Origin of the sequence: Polaribacter irgensii 23-P (assembly GCF_000153225.1) — a bacterium.
Lineage (GTDB): Bacteria > Bacteroidota > Bacteroidia > Flavobacteriales > Flavobacteriaceae > Polaribacter > Polaribacter irgensii.
In genome coordinates this window covers 2,034,274-2,060,046 of record NZ_CH724148.1, presented here as the reverse complement: position 1 = coordinate 2,060,046, position 25,773 = coordinate 2,034,274, and the positions used below count along the sequence as shown (strand labels likewise).

Annotated in this window: 18 protein-coding genes, 1 other RNA gene and 1 riboswitch; of the genes, 5 read left to right on the top strand and 14 right to left on the bottom strand. The window is 34.8% G+C overall.

The genetic code is table 11. The annotated features are described in order from the left end of the window. Positions 1-40: 40 nt before the first annotated feature. The 3 genes from PI23P_RS09185 to PI23P_RS09175 all read left to right on the top strand — a co-directional run bounded on the left by PI23P_RS09185 (position 41) and on the right by PI23P_RS09175 (position 4,233). Positions 41-1,312 (top strand): adenylosuccinate synthase, encoded by a 1,272-nt coding sequence (locus PI23P_RS09185; RefSeq protein WP_004570542.1) that lies wholly within the window; start codon positions 41-43, stop codon positions 1,310-1,312. A gap of 202 nt (positions 1,313-1,514) precedes the next feature. Then, the gene (locus PI23P_RS09180) at positions 1,515-3,044 is read left to right on the top strand and encodes an OstA-like protein (RefSeq protein ID WP_004570541.1); all 1,530 of its coding nucleotides are present in this window, start codon (positions 1,515-1,517) and stop codon (positions 3,042-3,044) included. Between the two features lie 7 nt (positions 3,045-3,051). Further along, positions 3,052-4,233: an aspartate aminotransferase family protein gene (locus tag PI23P_RS09175; RefSeq protein ID WP_202899946.1), complete on the top strand. Its 1,182-nt coding sequence runs from the start codon at positions 3,052-3,054 to the stop codon at positions 4,231-4,233. A gap of 80 nt (positions 4,234-4,313) precedes the next feature. Here PI23P_RS09175 and PI23P_RS09170 read toward each other — a convergent pair whose 3' ends face one another. The 10 genes from PI23P_RS09170 to PI23P_RS09130 form a co-directional block, all read right to left on the bottom strand. Continuing rightward, positions 4,314-5,000, bottom strand: a complete 687-nt coding sequence (locus tag PI23P_RS09170; protein ID WP_004570539.1) for a peptidoglycan DD-metalloendopeptidase family protein — start codon at positions 4,998-5,000, stop codon at positions 4,314-4,316. A gap of 68 nt (positions 5,001-5,068) precedes the next feature. Beyond that, the gene (locus PI23P_RS09165) at positions 5,069-7,336 is read right to left on the bottom strand and encodes an aconitate hydratase (protein WP_004570538.1); all 2,268 of its coding nucleotides are present in this window, start codon (positions 7,334-7,336) and stop codon (positions 5,069-5,071) included. Positions 7,337-7,582: 246 nt separating this feature from the next. Beyond that, positions 7,583-10,360 (bottom strand): bifunctional aconitate hydratase 2/2-methylisocitrate dehydratase, encoded by a 2,778-nt coding sequence (locus tag PI23P_RS09160; RefSeq protein WP_004570537.1) that lies wholly within the window; start codon positions 10,358-10,360, stop codon positions 7,583-7,585. A 234-nt stretch (positions 10,361-10,594) separates the two neighbouring features. Beyond that, an RNA gene (gene rnpB, locus PI23P_RS12275) (RNase P RNA component class A) lies at positions 10,595-10,901 on the bottom strand. A gap of 178 nt (positions 10,902-11,079) precedes the next feature. Next, on the bottom strand, positions 11,080-12,216 hold the full coding sequence (dnaJ, locus tag PI23P_RS09155; RefSeq protein ID WP_004570536.1) for a molecular chaperone DnaJ: 1,137 nt from the start codon (positions 12,214-12,216) through the stop codon (positions 11,080-11,082). A gap of 76 nt (positions 12,217-12,292) precedes the next feature. Further along, positions 12,293-12,850, bottom strand: a complete 558-nt coding sequence (locus PI23P_RS09150; protein WP_004570535.1) for a nucleotide exchange factor GrpE — start codon at positions 12,848-12,850, stop codon at positions 12,293-12,295. A 104-nt stretch (positions 12,851-12,954) separates the two neighbouring features. Next, positions 12,955-13,506, bottom strand: a complete 552-nt coding sequence (locus PI23P_RS09145; RefSeq protein ID WP_004570534.1) for an HNH endonuclease — start codon at positions 13,504-13,506, stop codon at positions 12,955-12,957. Between the two features lie 80 nt (positions 13,507-13,586). After that, positions 13,587-14,897, bottom strand: a complete 1,311-nt coding sequence (murA, locus tag PI23P_RS09140) for a UDP-N-acetylglucosamine 1-carboxyvinyltransferase (RefSeq protein ID WP_004570533.1) — start codon at positions 14,895-14,897, stop codon at positions 13,587-13,589. A gap of 6 nt (positions 14,898-14,903) precedes the next feature. Continuing rightward, entirely contained in the window at positions 14,904-15,557 is a 654-nt protein-coding gene (locus PI23P_RS09135; protein WP_004570532.1) for a DUF4290 domain-containing protein, read from the bottom strand. 96 nt (positions 15,558-15,653) lie between these two features. Then, complete coding sequence (locus PI23P_RS09130) at positions 15,654-17,975, bottom strand: ATP-dependent helicase (protein WP_004570531.1); 2,322 nt, start codon at positions 17,973-17,975, stop codon at positions 15,654-15,656. A 189-nt stretch (positions 17,976-18,164) separates the two neighbouring features. Here PI23P_RS09130 and PI23P_RS09125 point away from each other — a divergent pair, with 189 nt between their 5' ends. Next, complete coding sequence (locus PI23P_RS09125; RefSeq protein ID WP_018941846.1) at positions 18,165-18,680, top strand: DUF7935 family protein; 516 nt, start codon at positions 18,165-18,167, stop codon at positions 18,678-18,680. 86 nt (positions 18,681-18,766) lie between these two features. Here the strand turns inward: PI23P_RS09125 and PI23P_RS09120 are convergent, their stop codons facing one another. The 3 genes from PI23P_RS09120 to PI23P_RS09110 form a co-directional block, all read right to left on the bottom strand. Beyond that, a complete protein-coding gene (locus PI23P_RS09120) occupies positions 18,767-19,828 on the bottom strand; it encodes a YncE family protein (RefSeq protein ID WP_004570529.1) in 1,062 nt (353 codons plus the stop codon). A 3-nt stretch (positions 19,829-19,831) separates the two neighbouring features. Continuing rightward, positions 19,832-21,703, bottom strand: coding sequence for a TonB-dependent receptor plug domain-containing protein (locus PI23P_RS09115; protein WP_004570528.1), 1,872 nt, complete (start codon positions 21,701-21,703; stop codon positions 19,832-19,834). Positions 21,704-21,732: 29 nt separating this feature from the next. Next, a riboswitch (cobalamin riboswitch) is annotated at positions 21,733-21,967 on the bottom strand. Positions 21,968-21,979: 12 nt separating this feature from the next. Continuing rightward, positions 21,980-22,921 (bottom strand): ABC transporter substrate-binding protein, encoded by a 942-nt coding sequence (locus PI23P_RS09110; RefSeq protein WP_004570527.1) that lies wholly within the window; start codon positions 22,919-22,921, stop codon positions 21,980-21,982. 1,260 nt (positions 22,922-24,181) lie between these two features. On the opposite strand from PI23P_RS09110, the gene PI23P_RS09105 reads away from it, so the two are divergent. Continuing rightward, entirely contained in the window at positions 24,182-25,294 is a 1,113-nt protein-coding gene (locus tag PI23P_RS09105) for an ABC transporter substrate-binding protein (RefSeq protein ID WP_004570523.1), read from the top strand. 93 nt (positions 25,295-25,387) lie between these two features. Here PI23P_RS09105 and PI23P_RS09100 read toward each other — a convergent pair whose 3' ends face one another. Then, the gene (locus PI23P_RS09100) at positions 25,388-25,723 is read right to left on the bottom strand and encodes a DUF2834 domain-containing protein (RefSeq protein WP_004570522.1); all 336 of its coding nucleotides are present in this window, start codon (positions 25,721-25,723) and stop codon (positions 25,388-25,390) included. Between the last annotated feature and the right edge of the window lie 50 nt (positions 25,724-25,773).

Genomic DNA, 25,773 nt, shown 5'->3' with positions numbered 1-25,773 from the left:
ACAACACTCCCAAAAATTTGGGATACAAATTACACAACTAATGGCGGTAGATTTATTACTCGGATTGCAATGGGGAGACGAAGGAAAAGGTAAAATTGTAGACGTTTTAACTACGAATTATGACATTATAGCACGCTTTCAGGGTGGTCCAAACGCCGGACATACCTTAATTTTTGATGGACACAAGCACGTTTTACATACTATTCCATCAGGAATTTTTCATAAAACAGCATTAAATGTAGTAGGTAACGGTGTTGTAATAGATCCCGTAATCTTTAAAAAAGAATTAGAAAATTTAGACAAACACAAAGTAGATTATACTACTAAATTATTAATATCTAGAAAAGCACATTTAATTTTACCCACCCATAGACTCTTAGATGCAGCTTCTGAGACCTCCAAAGGAAAAGCTAAAATAGGCTCTACCTTAAAAGGAATTGGACCAACGTATATGGACAAGACTGGAAGAAACGGAATGCGGGTTGGAGATTTAGAACTAGAAAACTGGAAAGAAAAATACCATGCTTTGACTGCAAAGCATTTGGGAATGTTAGACTATTTTAATATTAAAATCGAATATAACTTAGAAGAACTAGAGGCAGAATTTGACAAAGGAATTGAAAAATTAAAGACATTACAATTTATTGATAGTGAAGAATTTTTAAACCAAGCTATTAAACAAAACAAGACTATTTTAGCAGAGGGTGCTCAAGGCTCCTTGTTAGATATTGATTTTGGGACATATCCTTTTGTTACATCTTCAAATACGACAGCCGCAGGTGCTTGTACCGGTTTAGGTGTAGCCCCAAATAAGATTGGTGAGGTATATGGAATCTTCAAAGCCTATACAACGCGTGTAGGTTCTGGACCTTTTCCTACAGAATTATTTGATGAAGACGGAAAAGAAATGGCAAAAGTTGGGCAAGAATTTGGAGCAACAACTGGAAGACCTAGAAGATGTGGTTGGTTAGATTTGGTCGCACTTAAATATGCAGTAGATGTAAATGGTGTTACCCAATTAATGATGATGAAAGGAGATGTACTTTCTGGATTTGATACTTTAAAAATATGTACTTCTTACAACTATAAAGGAAAAGAAATTTCACATTTTCCTTACAATATTGAACCAGAAAATGTTTCTGTAAACTACTCTGAATTCAAAGGATGGGATGAAGACTTAACAAAAATGACTTCTGCAGAGCAGCTGCCAAAAAATCTTATCGACTATGTTGCTTTTATAGAAAAAGAAACAGGCGTACCTGTAAAGATTGTTTCTGTGGGTCCAGATAGAAAACAAACCATTGTAAGATAACGCTCCGCTATCTCATGATATAAAAGCATCTTTTAGAATTCTAAAAGGTGCTTTTTCATTACAACAATCTTTAATTTTTACTTTTCTTTAATAGTAAAGAGCTAATCTTTTCAGTATTTTTGTAGAAAAATACCACTTGAAAAAATTAATTACACTCCTTTTATTTCTCTTTCATTTTTTGAGTCATACACAAACTCAAAAAATGATTTACTCTGCAGATCTGCAATATGTAGATGAAGACCAATATCCGGGAGCAACTGTGCTAATTGGGAATGTTAAAATGATCCACGCCGGTGCTGTGCTTACTTGCAAACAAGCCTTATTTTACCAGAAAGAAAATTTTTTCAAAGCTTTAGAAAATGTAGTGGTCAACCAAGGAGATACCATTACACAAACTAGTGATTATTTAGATTACGATGCAAATGCCAAGCAGTCGCTATCCTGGGGAAACGTAGTTTTAAAAGATCCAGAAATAACTTTAACCTCAGATACGTTACAATTCGATCGGTTGAACCAAAAGTTGTATTACCAAAGTTATGCAACAATTAAGGACAAAACAAATACATTAAAAAGTAAAAAAGGACAATATTATCTCGAAACAAAAAAATTCACAGCGACTACGCGTGTAACGGTTGTTAACCCAGAACACCATTTAGAATCAAATCATTTGGACTATTATGCCAATACAGGTCTGACTTATTTGTTTGGACCTTCTACAATTACCAATACCCAAAATGAGAATAAAATTTATTGTGAGCGAGGGTTTTACAATACAAAAACGGATATCTCTTATTTTGTAAAAGAAGCAAAATTATTCTTAAAAGAGAGAACCATTGAAGGCGACAGTTTGTTCTATGACAAAAAAAGAGGTTTTGCCTCTGCCACCAATAAAATTCAAATAATCGATACCGTAAAAAACTTTGTGATCCGTGGAAATTATGCTGAAATATTTGAAAAAGAAGATTCACTTTTTATTATCAAAAAAGCGGTTGCTATTTCTATTGTAAAAAAAGATTCTACCTTTATTCACGGAGATACGCTGTTAGTAACAGGTATTCCGGAAAAACGAATAGTACGGTCTTATCACAACGTAAAAATTTTTAAATCGGACTTGCAGGGAAAATGCGACTCTTTGCATACCAATCAACAGTCTGGCATTACAAAAATGTTTATAAACCCCGTCTTATGGTCAGATGGAAACCAAATAACAGGAGACACCATTCACTTAATATCCGACACCATCACTGAGCAATTAGACTCTTTAAAAGTGCTGAATAATGCTTTTATAGTATCCAAAGACTCCCTGTCTATTCAAGAGTACAATCAAATCAAAGGAAGAGACATGTTTGGTAAGTTTAAAGCAAATAAACTCGAACTGCTTTTAGTCAAGGGAAATGCCGAGTCGCTATATTACAATAGAAGTGAAGAAACAGGAAGTATAGAAACCATTACCAAAGAGATTTCTAGCAATATTGAATTTACTTTAGAAAATGGTCAAATTATTTCCATGAAATACTTGAAATCCTCAGATGGAAAAACACACCCACCTTCCCAATTTCCCGAAGTAGAACGGAAGTTAAAGGGGTTTATTTGGAGAGCTAAAGAACAACCAAAGACAAAGGAGGATATCTTTAAAAAGAATAATGTAGAAGAACTTACTGAGATGGAAGAGCAAAAAAAGAACAACGCACTGTTTACAGATAACCTTGAAGAAATACAAAAAAAACTTTAAGTTCACAATGAAAGATGATTTCTTTAAATACCAGGCACAAACGTCGCCACATCCGCTGGCAATTGAAATTTCACATGCCAAAGGAAGTTATATATATGATACTTCTGGAAAGGTATATTTAGACTTTGTGGCAGGGGTTTCTGCAAACAGTTTAGGTCACAATCATCCCAAAGTTTCTGAAGCTATCAAAAAACAATTAGATAGCTATGCGCATGTGATGGTATATGGTGAGTTTATACAAAAACCACAGGTAGACTTGTGTAAGTTACTAGCTGAAAATTCTCCTGAAACCTTAAACTCTGTTTATATTACAAATTCGGGAACAGAAGCTACAGAAGGTGCTTTAAAACTTGCTAAAAGAGTTACCAATAGGGCTGAAATTATTGCTGCTAAAAACTCCTATCACGGAAATACAATGGGCGCTATGAGCGTTTCTGGTGTAGAAAAACAAAACCAAGTATTCCGACCTCTAATTCCAGGGACTCGCTTCATCGCCTTTAATTGTGACTTTTGCCTGCAACAAATTACAGAAAAAACAGCTGCTGTAATTTTAGAAACTATTCAAGGAGGGGCCGGTTTTATTGAGCCTAGAGACAACTTTCTGCAAAAAGTAAAACAAAGATGTTTGGAAATGGGTGCCCTATTAATTCTTGATGAAATTCAAACAGGGATTGGAAGAACTGGAACTTTCTGGGGATTTGAAAATTATAATGTTATTCCTGACATCATTATTACAGGAAAAGGGCTTGGTGGCGGAATGCCAATTGGTGCATTTATTGCAAATCGCTCGATGATGGCATTGCTACAAGACAACCCTAAATTAGGACATATCTCTACATTTGCAGGAAACCCAGTTATTGCTGCTGCAGGTTTCGCGACAGTGACAGAAATTTTAGCGCAAAATTTACTTTCAGAAAGTATCCGAAAAGAACAAATTATTAGAAAACATTTAACACATCCAGCAATTAAAGAGATTCGGGGAAAAGGCTTAATGCTTGCTGCTCTTGTGAACACTCCTGCCCTAGCAGCCCAAATTATACATGCTTGCATAGACAACGGTCTTATTCTCTTTTTTCTCTTATTCGAGGGACGGGCCATGAGAATTTCACCTCCATTAACGATTTCAGACGATGAATTGATAAAAGGATGCGACATCCTTACCAAAAGTATTTGCCAAGTGTTGGAATAATTCTATTTCTCAAAAAAAGAAACTGTTGCTCTTTTGTTTAAGAAATTGTGATTCCTTTTAGCAAGTCAGGATGCAAACTTTTAGCGTATTTTTAATAATACATTGGGATCTGGGCAATTCTGTTGATAAAATTCAAGATCACTGGAAGCAGACACTCCGGGATAATCTCCAAAATAATCTGCAAGATCTTTAATTATTTGAAAGTGTAAATGAGGCGCATAGTCACCATTGACGGATGCCTCCCCTAAAAATCCAAGCACACTACCTTGCACAAACAAATCCCCAACTTTGATAGTGGCAATAGATGCCTCAGACAGATGCCCGTACAAAGAGTAAAAAGTTTTCTCTGCAATGCTGTGCTTTAAAATAATCGTAGGACCGTAATCGCCATGGTTTTTATTGTTTTTGTAGCTGTGAACTTCTCCTGTAAGCACTGCTAACACTTTTGTATTTGCAGCACACCAGAGATCAATTCCTAAATGAATATTTCTTTTATTGTGTTCTGCTACATTTTTAAAATAAGCACTGCGATCATACAAGTTTCTTTTTTCAAGATATCCACCGTGTGCAACCTGACTATTTTGCAAACTTAGATACGAATTGATATATTTTTCCCAAGCTCCCGAGTCCGCAATATTAAAATCTAGTACAGCGCTATTGTTTTCTGAAATATCTATTGAAACATAAAAGTTCAATGGAATAGCAGCATCGATTACGGCAAGTGGTATTGCTGAAACCTGACTTAAAAATTGACTAAATACATTCATAAAAATGTGCTATAAAACAAAAAAACTCTCAAATTTTCTCGAAAGTTTTTTTGACACCCCTTATTCTCTTAGGCGTTTTCTTTTTTGATTAAATTTAAAGCTGAACCTTCATTATACCATTCAATCTGACCGGAATTATAGGTATGATTTGCAACTACAGTGTCTTTAGATCCGTCTGCGTGCACAACTTCTAAAATTAAGGGCTTGTTAGTCGCAAATTCATGTAAATCTATAAAATTAAAGGTATCGTCTTCTTGTATTAAATCGTAATCCGCTTCATTGGCAAATGTCAATCCTAACATCCCTTGCTTTTTCAAATTGGTTTCATGAATACGTGCAAAAGATTTCACCAATACAGCGGCAACACCGAGATGTCTTGGCTCCATAGCTGCATGCTCTCTTGAAGAACCCTCGCCATAATTATGATCTCCAATTACAATTGTTTTTATTCCTGCAGCTTTGTAAACTCTTGCGGTATCTGGTACACCTCCAAAATCTCCAGTAATTTGATTTTTGACAAAATTGGTTTTCATACCAAAAGCGTTTACCGCACCAATTAAACAGTTGTTAGAAATATTATCTAAATGTCCTCTAAAACGCAACCACGGTCCAGCCATCGAAATATGGTCTGTAGTACATTTACCGTGGGCTTTAATTAGTAGTTTAACACCATTTAATGTATTCCCTAATGGTGTGAAAGGCTCTAACAATTGCAGTCTTTCAGACTCTTTATTTACTACAATTTCAACACGACTTCCATCTTTTTGAGGCGCTAAATAACCATCATCTTTAACTTCAAAACCTTTAGGTGGTAATTCCCAACCTGTTGGTTCATCTAACATTACTTCTACTCCATCCTCATTAATTAACGTATCCATCATTGGATTAAAATCTAGTCGACCAGCAATTGCCACTGCTGCAACAATTTCTGGTGATGCCACAAATGCGTGTGTATTTGGGTTTCCATCTGCACGTTTGGCAAAATTTCTATTAAACGAATGGATTATAGAATTCTTTGGTGCATTTGCTGGATCGGAATATCTTGCCCATTGCCCAATACAGGGACCACAAGCATTTGTAAATATTTTAGCATCTAACTTTTCAAAAACACCTAAAATACCATCTCTATCTGCAGTATATCTTACTTTTTCAGAACCTGGATTAATTCCTAATTCCGATTTCATTTTTAAACCTTTATCGATTGCTTGTTGCGCAATTGATGAGGCTCTAGATAAATCTTCATAAGAAGAGTTCGTACAAGAACCAATCAATCCCCATTCAACTTGTAATGGCCAATCATTTGCATTCGCTTTCTCCCTCATATCAGCACCAACTTTAGTAGATAAATCTGGCGTAAACGGTCCGTTTAATAAAGGGCTTAATTCTGATAAATTAATTTCAATAACTTGATCAAAATATGCCTCTGGGTTTGCATATACTTCAGCATCTCCTGTTAAGTAGTCTTTTACTTTATTTGCAGCATCTGCAACATCACTTCTGTCTGTAGCGCGCAAATAACGTTCCATAGACTCATCATAACCAAATGTTGATGTGGTTGCTCCTATTTCTGCACCCATGTTACAAATGGTCCCTTTACCTGTGCAAGACATTGAAGTTGCTCCTTCACCAAAATATTCTACAATTGCTCCTGTTCCACCTTTTGCTGAAACAATTTCTGCCACTTTTAAAATAACATCTTTTGGTGCCGTCCAACCAGAAAGTTTACCGGTTAGCTTTACTCCAATTAATTTGGGAAACTTTAATTCCCAAGCCATTCCGGCCATCACATCTACTGCATCTGCACCCCCAACACCAATAGCAACCATACCTAAACCACCAGCATTTACCGTGTGAGAATCTGTACCAATCATCATACCTCCAGGAAATGCATAGTTTTCTAAAACTACTTGATGAATAATTCCTGCTCCTGGTTTCCAAAAACCTAAACCATACTTATTAGATACAGACTCTAAAAAATTAAAAACTTCGTTACTTGTATTTAAAGCAGATTGTAAATCTGTGCTTGCTCCGTCTTTAGCTTGAATTAAGTGATCACAGTGCGTTGTTGTAGGAACCGCAACTTGAGTTTTACCAGCTTGCATAAATTGCAATAGCGCCATTTGTGCAGTTGCATCTTGCAAAGCAATTCTATCTGGAGCAAAATCTACATAATCTTCTCCTCTAATAAAGGCCTTTTTAGAATCTCTATTCCAAAGGTGACTGTACAGTATTTTTTCTGCTAAAGTAAGCGGTTTTCTTGTAATTTCACGAGCTGCGTCTACCCGTTCTACAGTGTTTGAATACACTTTTTTGATCATCTCAATATCAAAAGCCATAAAATTTATGTTTTAATAAAACAATATACAAAATATAGAATTGGTATCAGAAATAATTTAGAAAATTAAATTTATATAAACAATTTCTTGTTTTGAAGTTGTTTGGAGAGCATCAACTGAATAATGCACAATAATTTTAATTCTGGGGCTAAAAAAAGCCCAATTTTAAAAATCAGGCTTTTTTACAAGTTTCATGTTCAATAACATCCAACAAACTAAATTGAGAAATGTAGTCCTCTTTTGTATTTATTTCACCAACTGTTTTAGTGAGGGAGCAAACTTTGTTAAGTTAATTCCCCTTACTGCCGTTTTGTATTCTTCCATTGTAGGGATTCTTCCTAAAATTGTAGAGAGCACTACAACAGGCGTCGATGAAAGTAATGACTCTCCTTTTTTCTCTTCACTATCTTTCACAACCCTTCCTTGGAAAAGACGCGTAGATGTTGCCATTACAGTATCTCCCGCAGCAGCTTTTTCTTGGTTTCCCATGCACAAATTACAACCAGGGCGCTCTAAATATAAAATATTTTTATAGCCAGTGCGGGCTGCATCTTTAGGAGCATTGTCATCAAACTCAAAACCAGCATATTTTACTAATACATCCCAGTCACCCTCTGCTTTTAATTCATCTACAATATTATAAGTAGGTGGTGCCACCACTAGCGGTGCCTTAAACTCAACCTTACCTTGTTGTGCTTCTACATTTTTAAGCATTTGAGCAAGAATTTTCATATCTCCCTTGTGAACCATACAAGAGCCAATAAAACCTAAATCTACCTTTTTTGTTCCTCCGTAAAAAGACAAGGGTCTAATTGTATCGTGGGTATAGCGCTTAGAAACATCATCATTATTCACATCTGGATCTGCAATCATTGGTTCTTCAACCAAATCAAGATCAATAACAACTTCTGCGGCATACTTTGCATTCGCATCTGGAGTTAAAGCTGGTTTTTCTCCAGATTTAATTTCTGCAATTCTTCTGTTAGCAATATCAATTAACCCCTGAAGAACTTGCTTTTGATTGTCCATCCCTTTTTCAATCATAATCTGAATCCTTCCTTTTGCAATTTCCAAAGATTCAATCAAAGTTCCATCTTCAGAAATACAAATCGAGGCTTTCGCCTTCATCTCTGCAGTCCAATCCGTAAATGTAAAGGCTTCATCAGCAGTAAGTGTTCCTAAATGAACTTCGATAATTCTACCCTGAAATACGTTATCTCCGCCAAAATTCTTTAACATTTGAGATTGCGTTGCATGCACAACATCACGGAAATCCATATAATTTTCCATTTTCCCTTTAAAAGTAACCTTGACAGATTCTGGAATTGGCATGGACGCCTCACCCGTAGCAAGTGCTAAAGCAACCGTCCCTGAGTCTGCACCAAAGGCAACACCTTTTGACATTCTAGTATGTGAATCTCCACCAATAATTATTGCCCAATCATCTACAGTAAGGTCATTTAAAACCTTATGAATTACATCGGTCATTGGTTTGTATATATGCTTTGGATCGCGAGCAGTAATTAAACCGAAGTCGTTCATAAATTTCATCAATCTTGGAATATTTGCCTTAGATTTATCATCCCAAACAGAAGCAGTATGACAACCTGATTGATATGCACCGTCAACAATTGGAGAGATCACTGTAGCCGCCATCATTTCCAACTCTTGAGAAGTCATCAAACCTGTTGTATCTTGCGAACCTATAATATTTACTTGTACACGCACATAAGAGCCTGCATGCAACGTTTTACCGGGCGCAATACCTACTGCATTTTTATTGAATAATTTCTCTACAGCTGTAAGACCTTGTCCGTCAATAGAAATTTCTTTTGAGTTCGCGTAAACTGATACCAAATCGATGTCTAGTGCCTTCGCTGCAAACGCCTGTAATTTTTTACCGAATACAATTGCGTAAGAACCACCAGCTCTAATAAATTCTACTTTTTGAGGTGTCAATGCTTCAGAAATATCTGTTAAAACGGTATCACCGCTATACAGTTTCTTTTCTTTCGTATTAACAGTCAAAACAGTTCCCGTAGCGACAGAATACGCTTCTTTAAGAACAACGTCTTCATTTTCATCTCTAACGATATTGCCGGCTTCGTCTTTTTGTTTGATCCAATTTTTAAGATCAATTCCAATACCACCAGTTACTCCTACAGTTGTTAAAAAAATTGGAGAAATTCCATTTGTACCCGCAATGATTGGCGCAATGTTTATATAGGGCACGTATGGACTCGCTTTTATACCTGTCCATAAAGCCACATTATTTACTCCAGACATTCTAGAAGAACCAACTCCCATGGTACCTTTGTCTGCAATTAACATCACTCTCTTACTAGGGTGTTGCTTTTGTAATGCTATTAATTGATTTTGTTGTGCTTTATTATGCTCAAATAAACATTGACCATGCAACTCACGGTCAGAACGTGAATGCGCGTCACCTCCTGGAGAAAGTAAATCTGTAGAAATATCTCCGATTCCTGCAACAAAAGTTACAATTTCGATTTCTTCATCAATCTCAGGCAATTTGGTGAAAAATTCTGCCTTGGCGTAACTCTCTATAATATTTATTGCAGTTGTATTGCCTTCTTTAAATGCGTTTTCTAAGCGATTCATATCCGCTTCATACAAAAAAACCTGTGTTTTCAGCACCGTTCCTGCTTGCGAAGCAATCGCAGCGTCATTCCCTAAAGCGATATCTAAAAGAACTTCAATGGATGGACCTCCTTTCATATGAGACAACTGCTCAAAAGCAAAAGAAGCTGTGATTTCCTTGACTAAAGATTTACCTAAAATAATTTCTTTTAAAAACTTCGCTTTTACACCTGCTGCACTTGTCGTTCCTGGCAAAACGTTGTAGATAAAAAAATCAAGAGATTCAGTTCGATATGCATGATCTATATCTTTAATTTGAGAAACAATTTCACTCAATAAATCAGCACTATCGATGGGTTGCGGATGAAGTCCTAATTTTTTCCTATTCTCTATTTGATTGAGGTAATCTTTATAAATACTCATAAAAGGGATCTTTAATTAATGTAAAACGTATCGTTATAAGAGGGTAAAAGGATGCTAATAAATATTTAATTATTTTAGTCTCGCAAACTTACATTTTTTATGCTAAGGTTAAACAATAAACAATAGATAGGTGTAATTAATGAATAAAAAAAAGCTATTTGTTAAAATTGTGATGATTTCATAATTTTAAGCCCTTAATTTTACTATAAAGTAAAAATATGATAATTAAAATATTAAAAAAGCAGGCTAATAAGCCGAATCCTGTCCCTTTATAAAAAGTTCTTATCATTTATCTCGTTCTAAAATTACTTTTAGAATCAATCTGCCTACCCTTTAGAATCGAGCGAGTAGCTCTCAAGCTCTAATTTACATGGCATTGCACCTCATAGAGTTTACCTGGTTTCACTACAGCCGAACTGTACTTGCTTTCTGTTGCACTGGTCCTCAACTTACGCTGGACGGATGTTATCCGCTATGATACTCTATGGTGTCCGGACTTTCCTACATGCTAAAAAGCATGACGATAAGATAAGCCTGCTTATTTTTTAATATTTTATTTCCATAAAAAACCCACTCAATAAATTGAGTGGGAAAATTGCTATGAAAAAGAAAAAGTGTTGCTAATAAATCAGCAACACTACAAATATATATTTATTATCTTGTTAAAAATAATTATTTAGATAAAAATCACCCTTAAAATTTATTTTTTCTTCATTTTACTATGAAAACATATCCTTTACTTTTTCAAAAAAAGATTTATCGAACTTATTGGGTGCAGGTTTGAAATTCTGATGATCAGACATTTTTTCAAAGAATTGCTTTTGCTCTTTATCTAGCTCTTGCGGTGTCCACACATTAATATGTATTAAAAAGTCTCCTGTCCCGTATCTTTCAATACTTGGCAAGCCTTTTCCTTTCAGCCTTAATATTTTACCAGATTGTGTCCCTCCATCGATTTTAATTTTTACTTTCCCTGATACGGTATCCACTTCTTTACTTGTACCAAGAACAGCCTCAGAAAAATTTACATAAAGGTCGTAATGAATATTTGTTCCTTCTCTTTTTAAAGTTTCATGTGGAATTTCTTCAATTAAAACAAGTAAATCACCCGCAATTGAATTTTTCCCTGGAGCTTCATTCCCTTTCCCTCCTACTTTCAATTGCACGCCCTCTGTAACACCAGCAGGAATACTAATAGAAACGGTTTCTTCTGTAATAATCAAGCCTTGCGCATCGGCATCATTTGGCTTACTGCTTATAATTTCACCAGCACCTGAACAGGTTCCACAAGTAACTGCGGTTTGCATTCTCCCTAAAATTGTATTGGTAATGCGCATTTGTTGTCCAGAACCGTCACAAGTTGTACATGTTTTATAAGAAACACCTTCCGCTTGCATTTTTCGCCTCACTTTCACCTTTTTTTCAGCACCCTTAGCGATCTCTTCTAGCGTAAGCTTTACACGAATGCGCATATTACTTCCTTTAACACGCGCTTGACGTTGGCCTCCGCCACCTCCAAAGCCACCAAAACCGCCACCGCCGCCTCCAAAAATGTCGCCGAACTGGCTAAAGATATCATCCATATCCATACCACCACCACCAAAACCGCCTCTGCCGCCGCCTTGAGGTCCATCTAGACCCGCATGACCATATTGGTCATACCTTGCTTTTTTATTGTCGTCACTTAAAATTTCATAAGCCTCTGCTGCTTTTTTAAAATTTTCTTCAGCAGTTTTATCATCTGGATTTTTATCAGGATGGTATTTAATTGCCATTTTTCTGTACCCCTTCTTAATTTCTGCTTGAGAAGCGGATTTTGAAATGTCTAATGTTTCGTAAAAATCTTGTTTTGCCATTTTTTACAATTGAAAAGTTAAAAACTGAAAGCTTTGAAAAACGCCAATTCTTAATTTATAATTTATAATTGTTTTCTTATTGTCCAATCACTACTTTGGGGTAGCGAACCACTTTATCTCCTAATTTGTATCCTTTCTCAACGCAATCGATGATCTTTCCTTTCAAATCCTCTGAGGGCGCTGGTATTTGGGTAATTGCTTCGTGGATTTCAGCATCAAAAGTGTCCCCTGCATTGGTTTCCACTTTCGACAATCCTTTTGTTTCTAATGTCTTATAAAATTTTTGATAAATCAATAAAACACCTTCTCTTAATTCTTGTGCTACTTTATTTTCTTCATCTTGCTCTGTATGCGTAAGTGCTCGCTCCAAATCGTCCACTATTGGCAGTAAAGATGTCATTAATTCTTGCCCCGCAGTTTTAAACAACTCTATCCGTTCTCTTGTTGTTCTTTTTTTGTAATTCTCAAATTCTGCAAACAAACGTAAAAACTTATCTTTTTCGGCCTGTATTAGTTCTTCTGCAGTGGGTTCGTCCTGCACTACTTCGGCTTCAATATCTTGATTTTCTTCTGATTGAATTGTTTCTTGCTCGTTTACAATCGCTTCTTTCTCTATGTTCTCTTTCTTACTCATTTCCTAGTCATCGTTAAATTCTTGATTATAAGAGGCAAAAATGTTGCCAACAAAAAAATAGTGTCAAACTGACACTATTTTTTACATTCGCAGGTACCCCTATTTTATTCGGAAACGTCTCCCCAGTTTTCTCCAGATTTTATTCTATGAATTTGCATATCTGAAACACCAAAACGCTTGGCTATCATTGTTATTCTTGTTCTTTTATTCTTAAGTTGACGCTTTATAATTTTAACTTTTCCTTCCGTTAATTTAGCATTCCCTTTCTTTTTATTCTTTACAATAGCATCCCAGGTAGGATTGTTAAATTGATGCAATTCTTTTTCTCTTTTTGTAGCCCACTTCAGATTTTCTACGTGATTGTTATTTTTATCATAATCGATATGAATCACGTATACCTGTTTTTCATTTTCTTTTTCTAAAAAATGTTGTGCAACTATTTTGTGCACATACCTACTTGTTGACTTTTTATTAATTTCTTGTTTGAGAGAAATTGTTTCATAAGAATTTATGTACGCTTTTTTCTTAATAAATTCTCCAAAATCCCGGTAAACAATAATTCTTCCGTGATTAGAAACTTTAAATTTTTTTTCTATAGAAATTACCTCATCAAAGACAACTTCCTTCCACTCTTCACCATAAAAGTTACGTATCATGTAATAAAAGTTAAATTAAAATATTTAATGAAACCTTTTTCTTTTTTCAATTTTTAAACTAGCAACCTTTTTTAATTTTCTTAATTTTCTATTCTCTCTATTTTTGCCCCAATTGACTTTAGTCGTGCTTCTATATTTTCGTAGCCTCTATCTATTTGTTCTATATTGTTTATAATGGACGTTCCTTTTGCTGATAAAGCGGCAATCAAAAGTGAAATTCCTGCTCTAATATCTGGAGAGGTCATCTTCGTCGCATTCAACGAACTCTCAAAGTCAAGACCAATTACGGTGGCTCTGTGTGGGTCACACAAAATAACCTTTGCTCCCATATCGATTAACTTATCCACAAAAAACAATCTGCTTTCAAACATCTTTTGATGAATTAAAACGGTTCCTTTTGCTTGTGTTGCAACGACAAGAACAATACTCAACAAATCTGGAGTAAATCCTGGCCAAGGGGCATCTGCAACTGTCAAAACAGATCCATCTATGTAATTTTGAATCTCATACGAATTTTGTGCAGGGATGTAAATATCATCTCCTATCTTTTCTAATTTGATGCCTAATTTTCGAAATACAGCAGGAATTTGTCCTAAATTTTCCCAACTCACATTTTTAATTGTCAATTCAGAACGGGTCATTACGGCAACACCAATCCAAGAACCAATCTCAATCATGTCTGGTAGCACAGTGTGTTCACAACCACCCAAAGAAACCACTCCTTCAATAACCAATAAATTTGAGCCAATGCCTGAAATTTTAGCACCCATGTTATTCAACATTTTTGAAAGTTGCTGAATATAAGGCTCACAAGCTGCATTGTAAATCTTTGTAGTTCCTTTAGCAAGCACAGACGCCATCAAAATGTTGGCTGTTCCTGTGACTGAAGCTTCATCTAATAACATTTCTACTCCTTGCAGTTCTGCTGCTTCTACACCGTAAAATGATTCGTCTTTATTATACCTAAACGTGGCACCCAATCTAATAAAACCCTCAAAATGAGTATCTAACCGTCTTCTCCCTATTTTATCTCCTCCTGGACGTGGAATGTATCCTTTTCCAAAACGTGCTAATAAAGGCCCTACGATCATAATGGATCCTCGCAAAGAACTCCCATCCGTTTTAAATTCTGCTGATTCTAAATACCCTAAATTAACTTCGTCTGCCTGAAAAGAATATGAGTTTCTGCTTAGTTTTTCAATCTTCACTCCAAGTTCTCCCAGAATAAAGATAAGCTTATTTACGTCAATTATATCTGGAACATTTTTTACAACTACTTTCTCTGGAGTTAATAAAACAGCACAAAGTATTTGTAAAACTTCGTTTTTTGCTCCTTGTGGAGTAATTGTTCCATTTAATTTATGACCGCCCTCAATTTTAAATGATGCCATAAAATCTTATCTTTTTCTATTTTTGTGTTGATTGCTATGCTGCGGCTTCTTGTGAACTAATTTTGCACTGTTCTGTCCCTGAGAGTTTCTTTTTCTCAATAAATTACTGCTTTCAGAAAGCGCTTCCTGTGTTTCTCTTAAGTCAATTTTTCCGTCAGACAAATCAAATAAATGCTTAAAGATGACCGCATCATCCACAGTATCTTTATTCCAATTTAAATAACACTTCTTCATATGGTTGGCAATGGTGAAAACCAAAGCATCCTTTTTGTCTCCATCTTCCCAACTCAATGCAATGTCTATCATTGTTTGTATATTATTTCCATAATATCGGTATCTTGAAGCAGATTTTGGATATGGTAAACCTTCGGGCTTTTCTTTTAACTCCTCTTTTGATGGCTGTGGATATGGAGATTCAACATCTAGTTTAAAATCTGCCATAATAAATAATTGGTCCCACAGTTTGTGCTTAAAATCTGGAACATCACGCAAATGCGGTTGTAAATTCCCCATCACATCTACAATTGCTTTAGCCATTTTATCCTGTTCCTCCTTAGTCTCTAAAGCCAAACAATGGTCTACTAATTTTTGTATGTGTCTGCCGTATTCTGGTATTATCATCAACGGTCTTTCTGAATTATATTCTAAATCGAATGTCATTTATTTATTTTTGAGGTCATCTCGCGAAGCAAGCATTAGATCCTAATCTACTGAAGTTTTTTCGGACTGCAAAATAACAATTTATTTTTAGTTTTTTTAGCCAATCACTTTTAATTTAGCGAATTGCAAAAGTAATTTCTTTTTCCCAGCAGTTGCAAATTGAATTTCCGCTTTTTTATCAGGCCCTTTGCCTTCAACACCAAGAACGGTTCCAGTACCAAAGCGATTGTGCTCCACAATATTTCCTGCAATGATATCCCCGTCAAAAAGATTCATTTTTGGCGAAACTAGAGAAACCTTTTTTAGATTTGAGGAAACCACAATTTCTTTCTTTTGTGCTACATCGCGTTCCATCTTTTTCCGTTGAATGGGTTTCTGAAAGCGGATTCCTTTGGGCGCATCCTCGAAAATACTTTTATCTACAAAACGGTTGATGGCAGGCTCAGGTGCCTTTGGAGTGAGATAGTGCAAGTATTGGTCGTCTATCTCCTCTAAGAATCTACTTGGTTCTGCATCTACTAACTTTCCCCACCGATAGCGCGTCTGCGCATACGTTAAAAAAGCTGCCTTTTCTGCACGTGTTAATGCAACATAAAAAAGTCTCCTTTCTTCCTCAAGCTCGCTTCTCGTGCTCATACTCATTGCCGAAGGAAACAAATTTTCTTCCAATCCAACCACATAGACATACAAATATTCTAACCCTTTGGATTGGTGTATGGTCATCAACGAAACGGTAGGCTCGTCGTCTTTTTTTTCAGAATCAAAATCGGTCGCAAGTGCAACATCTTCTAAAAATGAAGTTAAAGAAGCATCTTCTCCCTGCTCTATTTTGTCAGTAATAAAGTCTTTAATTCCATTTAACAGTTCTTGTATGTTCTCCACTTTACTCACGGCTTCTGGAGTACCGTCTTTTTCTAAATCTTTAATAAACTTCGCCTCTTTTACTACAACTTCTGCAATTTCAAACGCATTTTTCGTCTGCGACTCGATTTGCAAACGCAGCATCATGTTCATGAAGTTTTGGAGTTTATTCTTAGTTCCAGCATTTATTTTTAAATCAATTTTATCAATGTATTTTAAAACATCAAAAATTGATTTTTTATAATGATTTGCAGCAATTGTCAACTTATCTATGGTTGTTGCACCAATACCTCTTGCCGGATAATTGATAATTCTTTTCAATGCTTCCTCATCGTTTGGATTGATCAATATCCGTAAATAAGATAAAATATCTTTAATTTCTTTTCGCTGATAAAAAGAAATGCCACCATAAATCTTATAATCAATGCCTTTTTTACGCAAAGCGTCTTCAATCGCTCTAGATTGAGAATTTGTTCTGTACAGGACGCAGAAACTATCTAAACTTAATTGATTGTTCATTTGATTTTCCCAAATAGACTGCGCAACAAATCTTCCTTCTTCCCCATCCGAAATAGTCCGCATTACATTAATTGCCTCTCCAGCGCCATTTTCGGTCCAAACCTCTTTGTCTAACTTGGTTTTATTCTTAGCAATAATCGAGTTTGCTGCATTTACAATGTTGCTTGTCGATCTATAATTTTGCTCTAATTTGAATGTTTTTACGTCCGGATAATCTTTTTGGAAATTTAATATATTTTGAATGTTTGCTCCTCTAAAACTATAAATACTTTGAGAATCGTCTCCTACCACACAAATATTTCCAAATTTATCTGCCAACGCTCTTACAATAATATACTGGGAGTGATTCGTATCCTGATACTCATCAACCATGATATATCTAAAACGATTTTGGTATTTTGCCAGGGTTTCTGGAAAACGTGCTAATAATTCGTTTGTTCTCAATAAGAGATCGTCAAAATCCATAGCACCCGCTTTGAAACACCGCGCTACATATTCTTTATAAATTTCTCCTACTTTGGGCCTGCTTGCATGCATGTCTGCCTCTTGCATGTCTGCACTATTAAAGTAAGCGCGTACCGTAACCAAACTATTTTTAAAAGAAGAAATTCTCCCTAAAATTTGTTTTGGTTTGTAGCGTTCTTTGTCCAAGCCCATTTCTTTAATAATAGCACTTATCAATCGCACTGAATCTTGTGTATCGTATATGGTAAAGTTACTTGGAAAACCTAGTTTGTCTGCTTCTGATCTCAGAATTCTAGCAAAAACAGAATGGAAAGTTCCCATCCATAAGTTTTTTGCTTCTCCGTCTCCAACGACCGAAGCAATTCTTTTTTTCATCTCTTTTGCCGCCTTATTTGTAAATGTAAGCGATAAAATATTAAAAGAATCTACACCTTGCTTCATCAAATGGGCTATCCTATAGGTAAGTACACGTGTTTTACCAGAACCTGCACCAGCAATAATAATCATGGGCCCGTCCTTCTGCAAAACTGCTTGTTTTTGGGCATCGTTTAAAGAATCTAAGTAACTATTCAAGCTGTTTTATTTTGAAGTATTTAACGCTACAATTTAACCAAAGTATTTCTCTTTATACCGGAAGCTGCAGGTTTTTTATTCACAACTTATGCCCAGTTAATTTTAACTAAAAAAAATAATAAGCTCCTTTTTTTTATTGAAAATTATGGCAAGAATCTTACCTTCGACTTTAATCTGCTTATTTAAATGATGGAAGACAAAATTATTGAGAGTATTGCTTATCTTTTGCCTGCAATCGCAACAGGACTGGTAACCTATTTTATGTTTTCAGGCTTTATAAAACACAGCCTTACCGAAAAAAGAATGGAAATGCGCGCTGCACAAAAGAAAGAAGCACTTCCCATAAAACTACAAGCTTGTGAGCGCTTGTTATTGTTTTGTGAGCGCATCAATCCTGTAAAAATGCTACTCCGTATTCCTCCTATTTCTGCCAATACCGAAGATTATTTACAGTTATTAATTGCCAATATATCACAAGAGTTTGAACACAACTTTGTACAGCAAATTTATGTGTCTGAAGATACTTGGACCGCAATTGTGGCTTCAAAAAATGCAGTTACGAATAAATTTATAACTACCGCTGCAACTGTGGGTTCTGCAAATGCGTTGCGCGAAACTATTTTAATGGAGTATTCTCAAGGATTACCGCCACCAACGAAAACGGCAATCGATTTTATAAAAAGTGAAGTTCATATATTACTGTAATAAAAAACTCCAAATTAGAAATGTCTAAAATGGAGTGTTTTGAAAAGCAATACCTTTCTTTTTAAAGTAAAGTGTTATCGCTTATTTTAGTTAAAATAAATTTTTGAAGCACCTACCGCAACTTCTTTAGACTGTGTTTTAGCTTTTGTTTCAATACTGTATACATTTAGCACACTAACATCAGAAAAATTAGCATTCAGTGTAAAAAGAGCATCTCCCTGTACTTCTATTCCATAAAAGTACCCTTCAGCTTCAATAATACTTGTATTTGACAAACTGGTTGCTGTATCATTTATAGCATATACATTATTACCTATGTTGTAATAGATTGTGTCATTTTCTAAAACCATCAAAGATGGATGCTCTCCCGATGCAAAAACTAACTCGTTTGAAACTGCTAACGATGCAACATCAATCATTGAAATACTTCCTAAAGTGTTTCCCGTCACGTTCCAATTAGCATCATAAATTGTTCTTCCCGAAGACAAAACAACCAGTTGCCCTTGATTGTTAAAAAACAATTCATCCGGATTGTCCTTTACGATTACCTCTTGCACCACTTCCGAAGCTATATCTATAACAGAGACAATATTGTTTGTAGTAGAAGCTCCTTTATGAGAAACATATAATTTTCCGTTATTCTCTATAATTCGTTCTGGTCCATTGCCTACAGGTATCATTCTTTCTACCATATTTGAGTCTAAATTTACAACTGCAATAAAGTCATCTGTTGCATCTGACGCAGAACCCCAATTTGTTACGTATCCTTTATTTCCAGAAACGGCCATATATCTAGGTGTAAATAAATTAGTTGTAATTTCTCCTCTCTTTTCGAAAGTATATCTATCGACAACCGTAATTGTATTTTGGTTGTCTACTACAATAAAAGCCTTATCATCGTCAAAAGCGATTGACTGTAAAAAACTTCCTAATTCATTCAAATTTACTTTTTTATAAATCAAATTTTCAACTAGGTCAAAATCATTGGATACAAAAGAGACAGAACCAGTTCCAGCAGAACTTCCCTCTCCAGAAATTAAGAAACCTGTTTCATAATCCCCCTTTGGCAGGACAACAGATTCTGAAGAACACGACGCAAAAAGGACAGTTATTAAAGCTAATGTTGATACTAATTTAGTGATTTTCATAGTTTAAAATTTATAGTTTATATTTAGATTAAAGTTTCTGTTTGGCATTGGTCTCCTAGGTTGCGTAACATAGTTTTCATTAAAAACGTTGTTCACCTTAAAACCAATGGATACTTTTTGATTTTTATTTTGAATAATGCTATAATCACCACCAATATTAGCAACGAAAAAGCTAGATATTATAAAGTCTTTGGAGTTACTTGCTGTTGTAAAGGTTTTACCTGTAAATAGTTGCTGATAAAACAAACCGACCTGTTTAAATCGATACGCAAAACTGCTATTCAATAAGTGCTTGGGAACAAACATTAAAAAGGTATTTGTCCGTTTGTCTTTTGCTATTGTATATGCGTAGTTCACGTTCGCAGTTACTGCATGATGCCCGAATACTTCTGTGTAATTAGAAGCCAACTCGATCCCTCTATTCTCAGTATTTGCAAGATTCATTGGCGTCCAAACACCTGGCCTTTCAGAATCTCCGTTGGGGATCCAAACAATCTTGTTTTTGGCATCAATATAAAATACAGAAACATCTATATTCATCTTATTCTTTTTAAATACAACACCAAACTCTCCCTGCATAGCTGTTTCTGGAATTAAATTTTGATTCCCTTGTCCTGGCCAATACAAATCATTAAAAGTAGGTACTCTATAGTTTTTTGATCCATTTGCTCTAAAAGACACATGGTTTATCTTTTTTGACTGAACACCAAGAGCCAAACTTACAGGAACCTTAAAATCTGAGTTTAAATCTTTTCTTACTTTAATATCAAAAGAAAATAAATTTTGTACACGTTGCTGGTATTCAAAAGATTGTGAAAATTGACGCCTATTTTTTTCTACGATTCCATCTGTCTTTCCAAATACAGATTCATACTCTGAATAGGAAGTTATCGTCGAATGCCACTCAGGAAGTCGGTATGCAATTGAATAATTGGAGAGGTACCTTTTCGTCCTTCCGAAATTAAAATTATCAGAATCTTTATCTCCAAAATACTGATATTCTTGCGTTAAAAACCCGAATTTTAATTCTTGGCTTATATTATCCTTTTCATGCGTATACACCAATAAATTTCTTTGATTAATATCTTTGTATTTGTCGTTAGCTGCCTTGGGGTTTGGCAATTCACCAGAAAAAAACCGTGTTCCCTTATAGTTTGTACTATATAATTTTAACTGCGAGAAAAGAGATGTTCTATAGCCAAAAGTCACCGTTGTATTTGAATTATGGTATGCTCCGTTTGTATTTTTAAATCGTGTTCCCAATAATTTATAATCGTTTTCAGACTGGTTATACGAGAATCCAATTTTTAGCGAAAAATTCTCTGAAGACATTTTAAACTTGTACAAACCTCGGTAGGTACTAAAGCTACCTACAGATGCTACAAATTGATTTTGAATTGTTTTTTTTGGACGGTATACCAATGCATCACTTAGGTGAATGGTACCCCCAATTGCGCCAGAACCATACTCTATACTTCCACCGCCACTTCGAATGTCAATTTGATCAAATAAACTCACTGTAAGCGAGTTAAAACCAGTTTGTCCGCTATTTATTGAATTGATATTAATACCATTCCAAATAACAGCGGTATTTGATGCACTTGTTCCCCTAAAACTGGCGGTACTAGTCCCGCCAGCTCCATATTCTTTAAAATAAATTGGAGCATTAAATCTTAATAAAGCAGTAAATGATTCTGTGTTTTTTAGTAAAATAGAATCTTTTAAAGTACGAATTTTATATCCTGTAGAGTTTTCGGCGATTCTCTGGTCCGCAACTACAACAACCTCCTTCAGAATGGTTCCAGTAGAAACATTTTGAGAGCAAATAGTGTTTGTAACTATACCTAAAAATATAAATAGCAGCTGTCTTTTCATAGTACACGCAACTTTTATCCCGAAAGTTTTATCTCTTTTAAATTGAGGCAGGTCTCCTGGCTTGTTTTTTGTTATTAAACCTTCCCGTTCGAAAACTACGGTGTAGTATTTGAACAGTGGTGCATGAAAATAACAACTCTAAAAAGAGGTTTCATAAAAAATTGTGAAACAAACTTACAGTTGCGGGAACAGCTTTGGGTTTAAACCAAATTCCCTTTTAATCTGTTCTAGAAATAGAACAGAACCTAAATTAAAAATCAAATATAATTTTTTAAATTACTTTATTACTGTTAATTCCTTATAATTTGTGAATTTTTGACTTAAATCTGCAGAAATTTTGAAATATTGTGGATGAATCATTTTAGCTAAACATTCAATTCCGTTGACCAACGTAGCTGCAGAAGATTGTGTAAACATGTCAAAATCTGCCAAATAAACGTTGCCATTTTGTACTGCTTTTAATGCCTGCCATTCTGGTCTTTCTTCTAAAAACTTCATGTCTTCTAAGGTTCTAGAAATTTGATAACCACAAGGAGCAATAATCAATATCTCTGGATTATATTTCACAATTTTATCCCAAGGAATAACAATACTATTGCCAGACGGATGCGATAATAAATCGATACCACCAGCGAAACCAATTTGATGAGGAATCCAATGACCACAATTAAACAAAGGATCTATCCACTCTAACATAAGCACACTTTTAGGCTGAATTCTTTTAGCTCTTTGCTGATCTATAATAGCATACATACGCTCTTTTAACTTCTTTACATATGCGAGGCCTATTTCTTTTTTTCCAAGTGCATCTGCAATTGTAAGAGCATTCTCAAATACATCCTCTAAAGAATTTGGAGTAATTGAAATCAACTTTGGGACTTTTTGCAATTTATATGCTGAAGTTGCTACACAAGCTGTATCGATCTGACAAACATCACAAACATCTTGCGTAAAAATTACATCTGGTGCGATACTTTCTAAAACCAACTCATCAACATAATACAAAGTACCTCCTTCTGCCTTCGTCTTTGAAAAAATGGTATTTATCTCTTCACTCGTTAACGCTTGTCCCTCCAACTTGTAACGAACCGCAACTTGCTTTTCTACCAATGCTATTTTTGGACATTCAAAAGTTATCCCATGTAAGTATTCTTGCAATCCCATATCATAAATCATTTGGGTTACTGCTGGCATAAAAGAAGAAGCAATCATTTTCATTTATTTTGAAATACAAACTTACATTCTTTTATGATAAACAATCCTTTTTTAAAAAATGATTTTGAGCTGTATCAAACAACTTAAAAACTATAATTCATTCTATTTCTTAGGAAAAAAGAACTAATAAAAGCCGCTATGCTCAAAAAAAAAAAAGAACGTTTTCTGACAAACCGGTTAATTTAGCCACCTTAAAATTTGGAATCAAAATTTAAAAGGAAGAACCGAAAGATATCTTTTTAGATTGAGATGAACGTTCGACAACTATTATAGAAAACAAAAAATAGCAGGGATGTTTTTTTAAAAAGGTACAGTCGATAGCGATTGTGAACTTTTAATTCACTAGTTTTTATGTGGATACCAAATACAATGTAGAAGAAGCATTAAGGCCAGCGAAATGCAAAATAGAAAAAATAAAAACCACAGATGCACGCATTATTAAAATCTCCGGTGAAACTGACATGAGACTGCATGCAACCACTGAATCTAGAAAAAAATTTAAGTAGCTACCAGCTTTTAGATACATGAATATGCTGCTAAAAAAGTAAAAAAAATACGCTTATGATTTCAAGACTGTCGCTTAGGCTAAAAGAAGTAATTGCTTTCAAAAATGCGCTCTTGTCTAAGCAACTCCAAAAACAACTGCAAAAAAAATAGATCCTAAAACAAAGCCGATGGATTTCTTAACCATCTTAAAAATTACTGCGCCTTCAAAGATGCGCTATTCTTCTTGTGCTATTATCAATTCGCATGCTTTTAAAAAAAATAAGTGAGTGTGTTTTCGTGAGTAAAACAAAAAATCAATCGCAATAAATTCTTTAAAAACGTAAAATGCCTTAAATTTAAACATGCCCTTAGAAGTTGAACGTAGTTTTAAAATTGAGCTCAAAATCATACAGTTCTAAAACGAAATAACTACTTTTGATTGATTGAACGGAAGAGAATTTTCATAAAAATTAAAAGGACTTAATCATTTTTTTACGTTGTTAAAATTAAAAAAGGAGTCGCGAACAATACAAAAGAATTGAATTTTGAAAAGACTCGTTTTATAAAATCTAACTGCTGTGAATGATGAAGCGTAATCAAAACTACTTGCTAGAACCCTAACGTTTAATTTAGAAATAATCCAACAAACAGCAATTGTTGCTGTAACACATGCAAGTGTAATAAGAAGTTTAAACGCTCTTATAAATAAAATTCCGTTGGAAATGTCCTTCGACTTAAAATTACCGTACAGAGAAATTTTAAAATTAAAATATTAAAATGAGATATTTAATAACCACTTTACTCGTGAGTATTTTCTTTATTTCTTGTAAAGAAAAAACAGCAACCTCAACGCAAAAAATTTCAAAAAAAAGCAGCATTCAATATGCCACAGGCTTTGATATTATTATCGAGGGCAATCAAAAGAAATTAATTATCAAACAGCCGTATCAAAATGCAAAACAAACTTTTACGTATCTACTTACGAATACAACCAGTATACCTAAAAAGACTATTAAAATTCCTTTAGAAAATGTGGTGGTTACTAGCACTACACATATCGCAATGTTAGAGCTTCTTCATCTTGAAAATTTGCTAGTTGGATTTCCTAAAACAAGATTTATTTCTTCGGTTAAAACCCGAAAACGGATTGATGACGGTTTTATAGCAGAATTGGGCAGTGCGCAAGAAATGAATACAGAAAAACTCATAGAGTTGGCGCCAAAACTCGTTATTGGCTTTGGTTTAAATGGTAATAATAAAGTGTACAATACAGCTAGTAAAAACGGAATTCTAACAGTTTATAATGGAGATTGGCTAGAAGAAACACCGCTGGGTCGCGCTGAATGGATTAAATTTTTTGGCGTTTTATTTGGAAAAGAAAAAGAAGCAGATAGTATTTTTAAATCAATTGAAACGCGCTATTTAAAGGTAAAGGAATTGGCAGCACAGATAACAAACACTCCAACAGTACTTTCTGGAAATTTATTTAAAGACGTTTGGTATATGCCCGCAGGAGAAAGTTTTATTGCAAACTATTTTAAAGATGCAAATACCGATTATTTATGGAACCATACTACAGGAAGTGGTAGTATGCCCTTAAGTATAGAAAGCGTATTAGATAAAGCTCAAGATGCTACGTATTGGATTGGTTGTGGGTTGTTTGAGAACAAGAAAGATATGCTGAAAACAAACTCTTATTACAAAGCCTTCAACGCTTTTAAAAAAAGTAATATTTATACATATGCAACGAATAAAGGAGAAACTGGGGGTCTTGTTTACTTTGAAAAATCACCCACAAGACCCGATCTGGTTTTAAAAGATATTATTAAAATTACGCAGCCCCAATTGTTGCCTGATTATCAATTGACCTTTTTTGAAAAGATGCAATAAAAGAGATCCACACTGTTTGTGAAGCCTATAACGTGCTACAATAATGTTTTAGATTTAGAACGAATAAAGTTATTTAGTCTTTTTTTGGTGTCCTTAGGTACTCTTTTTCAACCGTTCTATACTATTTTCACGCAAATATAAAAACAGTGGAAACGTAAAAGCAACGGCAACTAAAAAAGTTAGCGGTATTAGCACCCACCAATATTTTATTTTTAAACGCAAAGATTCTGGTATCATAAATGCGAAAAAAGTAAACACAACAACGGTTAAATCTGCTCCAAAAGATTTGCCTGCGAAATTAACTTGCGCATCGTTTAAGAAACTTGTCATAGAAGGATTTTCTACCGTTTGGAAATATTGAATATTGAAATACCAGGTGTACGTAATTCCTATAACTGTCAATACTAAAAATAGATGCTTTCTTTTCATACGCGTTGTGCACTAGTGTTTTTGTGCCTTTTTACATTCAATGTTTCATT

Excerpts from the sequence above, each read along its gene's own strand:
- PI23P_RS09165 (WP_004570538.1), bottom strand. The coding sequence starts at position 7,336 with ATGGCTTTTGATATTGAGATGATCAAAAAAGTGTATTCAAACACTGTA.
- PI23P_RS09170 (WP_004570539.1), bottom strand. The coding sequence starts at position 5,000 with ATGAATGTATTTAGTCAATTTTTAAGTCAGGTTTCAGCAATACCACTT.
- PI23P_RS09100 (WP_004570522.1), bottom strand. The coding sequence starts at position 25,723 with ATGAAAAGAAAGCATCTATTTTTAGTATTGACAGTTATAGGAATTACG.
- PI23P_RS09185 (WP_004570542.1), top strand. The coding sequence starts at position 41 with ATGGCGGTAGATTTATTACTCGGATTGCAATGGGGAGACGAAGGAAAA.
- PI23P_RS09180 (WP_004570541.1), top strand. The coding sequence starts at position 1,515 with ATGATTTACTCTGCAGATCTGCAATATGTAGATGAAGACCAATATCCG.
- PI23P_RS09175 (WP_202899946.1), top strand. The coding sequence starts at position 3,052 with ATGAAAGATGATTTCTTTAAATACCAGGCACAAACGTCGCCACATCCG.
- PI23P_RS09105 (WP_004570523.1), top strand. The coding sequence starts at position 24,182 with ATGAGATATTTAATAACCACTTTACTCGTGAGTATTTTCTTTATTTCT.
- dnaJ (WP_004570536.1), bottom strand. The coding sequence starts at position 12,216 with ATGGCAAAACAAGATTTTTACGAAACATTAGACATTTCAAAATCCGCT.
- PI23P_RS09125 (WP_018941846.1), top strand. The coding sequence starts at position 18,165 with ATGGAAGACAAAATTATTGAGAGTATTGCTTATCTTTTGCCTGCAATC.
- PI23P_RS09120 (WP_004570529.1), bottom strand. The coding sequence starts at position 19,828 with ATGAAAATCACTAAATTAGTATCAACATTAGCTTTAATAACTGTCCTT.
- murA (WP_004570533.1), bottom strand. The coding sequence starts at position 14,897 with ATGGCATCATTTAAAATTGAGGGCGGTCATAAATTAAATGGAACAATT.
- PI23P_RS09135 (WP_004570532.1), bottom strand. The coding sequence starts at position 15,557 with ATGACATTCGATTTAGAATATAATTCAGAAAGACCGTTGATGATAATA.
- PI23P_RS09110 (WP_004570527.1), bottom strand. The coding sequence starts at position 22,921 with ATGAAAATGATTGCTTCTTCTTTTATGCCAGCAGTAACCCAAATGATT.
- PI23P_RS09160 (WP_004570537.1), bottom strand. The coding sequence starts at position 10,360 with ATGAGTATTTATAAAGATTACCTCAATCAAATAGAGAATAGGAAAAAA.
- PI23P_RS09150 (WP_004570535.1), bottom strand. The coding sequence starts at position 12,850 with ATGAGTAAGAAAGAGAACATAGAGAAAGAAGCGATTGTAAACGAGCAA.
- PI23P_RS09145 (WP_004570534.1), bottom strand. The coding sequence starts at position 13,506 with ATGATACGTAACTTTTATGGTGAAGAGTGGAAGGAAGTTGTCTTTGAT.
- PI23P_RS09115 (WP_004570528.1), bottom strand. The coding sequence starts at position 21,703 with ATGAAAAGACAGCTGCTATTTATATTTTTAGGTATAGTTACAAACACT.